We start from the raw sequence: 7,427 nt of genomic DNA on the forward strand, positions 1-7,427 counted from the left end.
CGCACATCCCTGACGGCTCGGCCGTCGTCTACGTCGGCCACAGCAGGGAGGCGGACAACGAGAGCATGGTCAGCCTAGCGGGTTCGCTGGCCCTGGGGCTGCCGCTGGTGCTGGTGGCTGCCACGGGGTTGCTCTGGGGCCTGATCGGCCGGACGTTGCGACCGGTCGAGGAGGCGCACCAGCGCCAGCGCGCGTTCGTCGCTGACGCCGCTCATGAGCTGCAGAGCCCGCTGGCGGCCTACCGCACGACACTGGAGGTCGCGCTGGCCCACCCGGTCGACACCGACTGGACGTCGACCGCGCGCTCGCTGCTCGCTGACGGCGATCAGATGGAGCGGCTCGTCCGGGACCTGCTCTTCCTCGCCCGCCAGGACGAGGGCGCTGTGGCCCACGGCCTGGTCGACCTCGACGACGTCGTCCTCGAGGAGGCGCGACGGCTGAGGTCCAGTGCGCGCGTCGAGATCGACACCTCCGGTGTGAGCGCGGCCCCGATGACCGGCTCGCGGGCCGATCTCGGCCGGATGGTCCGCAACCTGCTGGCGAACGCCGACCAGCACGCGACCTCGCGGGTCACTGTCCTCCTCACAAGTGACGGTGACAGCGCTCGGTTGGCGGTGGCCGACGACGGGCCCGGTGTCCCTGCGCGGCTTCGCTCCCACGTCTTCGACCGCTTCTGCCGGGGCGACGAGGCTCGCGCCCACGAGACCGGGAGCACCGGGCTCGGGCTGGCCATCGTGCGGGCCGTGGCCGAACGCCACGGGGGTACGGCGCAGCTCGACCACGCCTCGGCGGGCGCCACGTTCATCGTCCGGCTCCCGATGCGTGACCACCGGCAACAAGGCAGGGAATAACCCAGGATGTGCGACCATTGATGAAGGCAACCGCCCGACGATCTTTGGGAGCACCACATGACCGAGCAGCTCGAGACCACCACCGACCGCCGCACCGACCAGATCAACCTGAGCGATGTCGCTGCGTCCAAGGTCAAGAGCCTCCTCGAGCAGGAGGGTCGCGACGACCTGGCCCTGCGCATCTCCGTGCAGCCTGGCGGCTGCTCCGGCCTGCGCTACCAGCTCTTCTTCGACGAGCGCACCCTGGACGGTGACGTCACCACCGACTTCGACGGCGTGACCGTCGTGGTCGACCGGATGAGCGTCCCCTACCTCAACGGCGCGCAGATCGACTTCGTCGACTCGATCGAGAAGCAGGGCTTCACCATCGACAACCCCAACGCCACCGGCTCCTGCGCCTGTGGTGACTCGTTCCACTGATTCCCTGATCCACAGCAAAGACGAAGGCCCCCGTCCATCGGACGGGGGCCTTCGCCGTTGGGGCCAGGGGGGTGGCTTCCCGATCAGTCCAGGTGGAGGTGCAACGCGTTGGCGAGGCGTGCCGCGGCCTCGCTCACCTCGATCTCGCGCTTGTGGATCTCTGCGGGGTAGTCCTCGAAGTGCAGGGAGAGGCGTGGTCCCCTCACCGCAGCACGAGCCGCGCGCTCGAGCCTGAGGTTCGCGCCCACCGCGCGGCAGTCCGCGGCCATCTCCGGGGTGGGGGAGAGCTCGTCGTGGGTCAGGTGCGAAGCAGCGGTGCGAGGGGTCATGACGGCGACGATATTGGCTACTCGCGCGTAGGCCCGGCAGTACCCGCAGGTAGTGTTCGCGCGTGCCTCTTCTCATTGCCGGATCCATCGCGACCGACCATTTGATGTCCTTCCCCGGCAGGTTCTCCGACAGCCTGGTGGTGGACCAGCTGGACAAGCTGTCGGTCTCCTTCCTGGTCGAGGACCTCGAGGTCCGTCGCGGTGGCTGTGCCGCCAACATCTGCTTCGGCCTGGGCAACCTCGGTCTGCGGCCGGTGCTCGTCGGGGCCGTCGGGGAGGACTTCGCCGAATACCGGTCCTGGCTCCAGCGGCACAACGTCGACTGCGACTCCGTCCACGTCTCCCAGACGCGGCACACCGCACGCTTCGTGTGCACCAACGACAGCTCCCACGCCCAGATTGCGAGCTTCTACGCCGGCGCCATGAGCGAGGCCCGGGAGATCGAGCTCCAGCCGATCGTCGACCGTGTCGGCGAGCCCGACTACGTCCTGATCGGGCCGGACGACCCGGAAGGCATGCTGCGTCACACCGACGAGTGCCGGCAGCGCGGCTACAAGTTCGTGGCCGACCCCTCCCAGCAACTCGCCTTCGGCGACGGGAAGATGATCCGCCCGCTGATCGACGGCGCCGAGATCCTCTTCTCCAACGAGTACGAAGCCGACCTGATCACCCAGAAGACCGGCTGGTCGCGGGAGGACATCCTGTCCCGCGTCGGCACGTGGGTCGTCACCCTCGGCGCGGCCGGGGTCCGGATCGACCGCGAGGGCGAGGAGTCGATCACGGTCGAGGCCGTCCCCGAGATCGAGAAGGTCGAGCCCACCGGCGTGGGCGACGCCTTCCGTGCGGGTTTCCTGGCGGCCCTCGGCTGGGGTCTGTCGCTCGAGCGCGCCGCCCAGGTCGGCTGCCTGCTGGCCGTCTATGTCGTGGAACAGGTCGGGACGCAGGAATACGTCCTGTCCCGCGCGGACTTCCTCGAGCGCTGCACCTCGACGTACGGCGCCGAGGCGAGTGCCGACATCGACCCGCACCTCAAGACCCTGCACCCCTGACGGGATCCGCTCAGCTGAGCCGGCGCACGAGATAGCGGGCGGCACCGTCCGTCGCAGTGTCTGCGCCGACGAACTCATGACCGCGCATGCGGCACCAGGCGGGCACGTCGACCCGGGCGGCGGCATCGCGGGCCACGACGGCGATGATCTGTCCGACCTCGACGTCCGCCAGGTGCCTGGCCAGCTCGATGACGGGCATCGGACACAGCATCGTGCGGCAGTCGAGCTCGAGGGCAGGCCCCACGACGGGCCCGTCGGGACTCACAGTCCCACCCGGGCGCGAAGGCTGCCGATGACGTCGGGCAGCGCGTCGCAGAACGCGTCGACCGGCTGGCGGCCGGCGCCGCGCTGGAGCGAGAGACGCACGTTGCCGTGGGTCAGCACGCCCATCGCCTCGAGGACGTGGCTGGGGGTCAGCGTCGAGGACGTGCACGAGGAGCCGCTGGCGACCCCGAAACCGCGACGGTCGAGCTCGTGGACCAGTGCCTCTCCGTCGACGTAGAGGCACGAGAAGGTGACGAGGTGGGGGAGTCGCTGGTCGGGATCGCCGACCACCTCGACGTCGGGGACCTCGGCCGCCACCCGCGCCCGGACCACGTCGATCAGCTCACGGTGCCGGGCGTTGAGCTCGGCGCGCTCGGTCACCACGGCCTGGAGGGACGCGGCCGCCGCCAGGATGGCCGGCACGTTCTCGAAGCCCGCTGTCCGCTCGTCCACGCGGTCGTCGCCGGGGAACGGGTTGCGCCACCGAGCGCCCTTGCGCACCAGCAGGATGCCCACCCCGGCGGGTCCGCCCCACTTGTGCGCCGACCCGGCCGCGGCGCTCCAGCCGTCGGGAAGCGCGATCCGGCCCATGGACGCGCAGGCGTCCATGAACACGGGCGCCCCAGTCTGATCGCTGGCGGCTTCGACCGGCTGGATCGTGCCGACCTCGTGGTTGGCGCTCTGCACGGCCAGCACGGCGGCCGTCGCCGGGATGTCGGAGAGCACCACGCGACCGAGCATGTCCACCGGGACGGACAGGGGCGTGCCCGCCCACCGTGCCGCGTGGAGCACCGCCGAGTGCTCCACGGCAGTGTGCGCGATCGGGAGCCCGTCGCGCAAACCCCGGTGGGCGAGGCCCAGCAGGCCTCGGTGGACGGCCTCGGTGCCGGTCGCGGTGAAGGACACTTCGTCGGGGCGTACGCCGAGTGCCTGAGCTGTCGCCTCGCGAGCGTTGTCCAGCAGCAGGCGGGCGTCGCGGGCGGATCCGTGCAGGCGGCGCGGGTCGGCGTAGCCCCGCTCGAGGGCTGCCAGGAGGGTCTCCTGGGCGGCCGGGTGCAAGGGCATCGAGGAGGCTGAGTCGAAGTCCGTGCTCACCAGTCGAACGTAGTCCATCGTCGGTGGCCGGGCCGAGGGGTTCGTGTGGGCCTCGACACCCCACCCGCCACCGCGGTCAGAGGGTGAAGGGGGATAGAGTTTGGCCCGTCGAGACTGGACTCAAGAGAGAGGCTCGTTCGTGGGTCTGCAACTCCCCAAGCGTGCACCGTCGCTCGCGCGCCGGCTTGCCGTGGGTGCACTCATCGGCGCCGTCCTGCTCCTCCTGAGCGCCTGTGACGCCGTCGACAAGGACCAGATCGCTCGCCTCGCGATGCCGGAGCCCGCCACGGAGCAGGCGCCCGCCACGCTCGCGCTGTGGAGGTGGGCCTGGCTCGCCGCCATGATCACCGGCGTGATCGTCTGGGGCCTGATCTTCTGGGCCGTCGTGAAGTACCGCCGCCGCAGCGACGACGAGATCCCCGTGCAGACGCGCTACAACCTGCCGCTCGAGATCTTCTACACCATTGCTCCGATCATGATGGTGATCGTCTTCTTCTACTGGACCGTCAACGTCCAGAACAAGGTCATCGACATCGACCCCGAGCCGGACGTGACCATCGAGGTGGTCGGTCAGCAGTGGTCGTGGACCTTCAACCACGGCGTCGGTGAGCCCACGGGCGAGCCGGGCCCGGACACGAAGAACGGCGAATACCGCTACGACAGCTACGTCTACACCGTGGGCGACCAGCGCCACGTGCCGACCCTGGTCCTGCCCGTCGACCAAATCATCCAGTTCAACCTGCACTCGCCCGACGTGATCCACAACTTCGGCGTCGACGCGTTCCTGATGCGGATGGACGTGATCCCTGGCCGCGTCAACACGTTCCAGGTCAACACGACCCGCATCGGCGACTACAGCGGCAAGTGCTACGAGTTCTGCGGGGTCGACCACTCCCGCATGCTCTTCGATGTCAAGGTGGTCAGCCAGGCCGACTACGACGCTTACCTCGCCGACCTGGCCGAGCAGGGCTCCGAGTCCGACGCTCCGCTGCTCGGCGGCGAGGAGACCCGGACCCAGACCGGACTCGAGACCGGCCTCGCCGAGGACGACGACCAAGAAGGGGGCTCGGAGTGACCGCCACCGCGACACCCGGCACCACGACGACCATCCCCAGGGGCGGCAAGACCCTGGGTCAACAGCTCGTCCGCATCATGACGACCACGGACCACAAGCTGATCGGCCAGATGTATCTCGCCACAGCCTTCGTGTGGTTCATGGTCGGCGGCGTGATGGCGATGCTGATCCGCTCCGAGCTGGCCTACCCGGGCAACCAGGTCGTCAACGACGAGCTGTACAACCAGCTGTTCACCATGCACGGCACGATCATGCTGCTGCTGTTCGCGACGCCGCTGTTCTTCGGCTTCGCCAACGTGATCATGCCGCTGCAGATCGGCTCGCCCGACGTCGCGTTCCCGCGGCTCAACATGTTCAGCTTCTGGTTGTTCCTCTTCGGCGGGCTCATCGCCGCGTCCGGCTTCCTGACCCCGGGCGGTGCGGCCGACTTCGGCTGGACCGCCTACACCCCGTTGTCGGACTCCGTGCGCTCACCCGGCGCGGGTGGTGACCTGTGGATCATGGGTCTGTGGATGGCCGGTCTGGGCACCATCCTGGGTGCGGTCAACTTCATCACCACCATCATCTGCATGCGCGCGCCCGGCATGACGATGTTCCGGATGCCGATCTTCGTGTGGAACGCGCTGATCACCTCGCTGCTGGTGCTGATCGCGTTCCCGATCCTGGCCGGCGCGTTGCTGATGCTCGAGGCCGACCGCCAGCTCGGCGCGCACGTCTTCGACGCCTCCAACGGTGGGCCGATCCTGTGGCAGCACCTCTTCTGGTTCTTCGGCCACCCCGAGGTCTACATCATCGCGCTCCCGTTCTTCGGGATCGTCTCGGAGGTCCTGCCGGTCTTCAGCCGCAAGCCTCTCTTCGGCTACGTCGGTCTGGTGGGCGCCACCCTCGGGATCGCGATCCTCTCCGTGGCGGTGTGGGCCCACCACATGTTCGTCACCGGCGCCGTGGACCTGCCGTTCTTCTCCGGGATGACGTTCCTCATCGCCGTACCGACCGGGGTGAAGTTCTTCAACTGGATCGGCACGATGTGGGGCGGCAGCCTGTCGTTCGACACCCCGATGCTGTGGTCGGTCGGGTTCCTCGTCACCTTCCTGTTCGGTGGCCTGACGGGTGTCATCCTGGCCAGTCCGCCTCTCGACTTCCACGTGACGGACTCCTACTTCGTGGTCGCGCACTTCCACTACGTCGTCTTCGGCACCGTGGTCTTCGCGATGTTCGCCGGCTTCTACTTCTGGTGGCCGAAGATGACCGGCCGGATGCTCGACGAGCGGCTCGGCAAGCTGCACTTCTGGTTGTTGTTCGTTGGCTTCCACACCACGTTCCTGGTCCAGCACTGGCTGGGCGTCGAGGGCATGCCGCGGCGCTACGCCGACTACCTCGTCGAGGACGGCTTCACCACGCTGAACCAGGTGTCGACCATCGGCGCGTTCGTGCTGGGTGCCTCGACGTTGCCGTTCCTCTACAACGTCTATGTCTCGGCCAAGGGGCCGCTGGTCGGGGTCGACGACCCGTGGGGCTGGGGTCGCTCGCTCGAGTGGGCCACCAGCTGCCCGCCCCCGCGCCACAACTTCCACTCCATCCCCAGGATCCGCTCGGAGTCGCCGGCCTTCGACCTGCACCACCCCGAGGTGGCCGCGATCGAGCTCGACGACAACTCCTCGGCGCGCGACGGCAAGTTCGCGGACGCGCCTGACATGGAGGGTCGCGCCACGCTCCTCAAGGAGCGTCTCGGCCAGGACACCGACACCCAGGACGACGACCGCGACGGAGGTACGACGCGATGAAGGCCGAGGCCTGGATCTTCGGGATCACCACCGTCTTCCTGGTGCTGGTGACCCCGGCCTACTGGCTCGTCACCGACAGCAGCGACAAAGGTGGTGACTGGACCGGCACCTCGGCGCTGGTGATGACCGGCCTGCTGACCCTGATGGTGACCCTCTACCTCGGCTTCCACGCCAAGAAGATGGACGCCCGTCCCGAGGACCGCAAGGACGGCGAGATCGCCGACGGTGCCGGCGAGCTCGGGTTCTTCCCGCCCTACTCCTGGTGGCCGCTGTGGTGCGGTGCGACGCTGGCCGTCATGGTCTTCGGCATCGCGGCTGGCGCCTGGTGGCTGTTCATCATCGGTGGCGTCCTCGGTACGGTCGCCCTGTCCGGTCTCGTCTTCGAGTACTACCGGGGTGAGCACGCCCACTAGCCGGTCCCGGGCGGCTGTCGACGCCAAATCGGGCGTGGACCTGATCGAGAGTTAGGATCGACGTTCCGTCACCTGCTCCCGGGAGTTCCTCGATGTCCCTCGCCCCTGGTCGTACGCGCGCCCGCCGTCAGGCCGCCGCAGCCCTGG

At 68.6% G+C, this 7,427-nt stretch carries 9 protein-coding genes; 6 read left to right on the forward strand and 3 right to left on the reverse strand.

Features of this window, described 5'->3' with window-relative positions; translation table 11 throughout:
- Window positions 1-851 (forward strand): HAMP domain-containing sensor histidine kinase (locus JWN68_RS13055; RefSeq protein ID WP_297739582.1); only part of this gene is annotated, 851 nt, incomplete at its 5' end.
- 57 nt (window positions 852-908) lie between these two features.
- Window positions 909-1,271, forward strand: a complete 363-nt coding sequence (erpA, locus tag JWN68_RS13060; RefSeq protein WP_010833625.1) for an iron-sulfur cluster insertion protein ErpA — start codon at window positions 909-911, stop codon at window positions 1,269-1,271.
- An 83-nt stretch (window positions 1,272-1,354) separates the two neighbouring features.
- Here the strand turns inward: erpA and JWN68_RS13065 are convergent, their stop codons facing one another.
- Window positions 1,355-1,600, reverse strand: coding sequence for a hypothetical protein (locus JWN68_RS13065; RefSeq protein WP_297739586.1), 246 nt, complete (start codon window positions 1,598-1,600; stop codon window positions 1,355-1,357).
- 62 nt (window positions 1,601-1,662) lie between these two features.
- Here JWN68_RS13065 and JWN68_RS13070 point away from each other — a divergent pair, with 62 nt between their 5' ends.
- Window positions 1,663-2,649: a carbohydrate kinase family protein gene (locus JWN68_RS13070; RefSeq protein ID WP_297739588.1), complete on the forward strand. Its 987-nt coding sequence runs from the start codon at window positions 1,663-1,665 to the stop codon at window positions 2,647-2,649.
- 10 nt (window positions 2,650-2,659) lie between these two features.
- On the opposite strand, the gene JWN68_RS13075 is transcribed toward JWN68_RS13070, so the two are convergent.
- Together JWN68_RS13075 and JWN68_RS13080 are read right to left on the reverse strand one after the other, a co-directional pair.
- Window positions 2,660-2,893, reverse strand: coding sequence for a sulfurtransferase TusA family protein (locus JWN68_RS13075; RefSeq protein WP_297739589.1), 234 nt, complete (start codon window positions 2,891-2,893; stop codon window positions 2,660-2,662).
- A 17-nt stretch (window positions 2,894-2,910) separates the two neighbouring features.
- Complete coding sequence (locus JWN68_RS13080) at window positions 2,911-4,008, reverse strand: aminotransferase class V-fold PLP-dependent enzyme (RefSeq protein WP_297739592.1); 1,098 nt, start codon at window positions 4,006-4,008, stop codon at window positions 2,911-2,913.
- Window positions 4,009-4,147: 139 nt separating this feature from the next.
- Here JWN68_RS13080 and coxB point away from each other — a divergent pair, with 139 nt between their 5' ends.
- The 3 genes from coxB (at window position 4,148) to JWN68_RS13095 (ending at window position 7,280) form a co-directional block, all read left to right on the forward strand.
- Window positions 4,148-5,083, forward strand: coding sequence for a cytochrome c oxidase subunit II (gene coxB / locus JWN68_RS13085; protein ID WP_297739594.1), 936 nt, complete (start codon window positions 4,148-4,150; stop codon window positions 5,081-5,083).
- 77 nt (window positions 5,084-5,160) lie between these two features.
- Entirely contained in the window at window positions 5,161-6,867 is a 1,707-nt protein-coding gene (gene ctaD / locus JWN68_RS13090) for a cytochrome c oxidase subunit I (RefSeq protein WP_297739598.1), read from the forward strand.
- Window positions 6,864-7,280 carry a cytochrome c oxidase subunit 4 gene (locus tag JWN68_RS13095; RefSeq protein WP_297739596.1) on the forward strand — a complete coding sequence of 139 codons (417 nt, stop codon included), beginning with the start codon at window positions 6,864-6,866 and terminating at the stop codon, window positions 7,278-7,280. Before ctaD ends, JWN68_RS13095 begins: the two co-directional genes overlap by 4 nt.
- Window positions 7,281-7,427: the final 147 nt, after the last annotated feature.

Origin of the sequence: Nocardioides sp. (assembly GCF_025964975.1) — a bacterium.
Taxonomy (GTDB): domain Bacteria; phylum Actinomycetota; class Actinomycetes; order Propionibacteriales; family Nocardioidaceae; genus Nocardioides.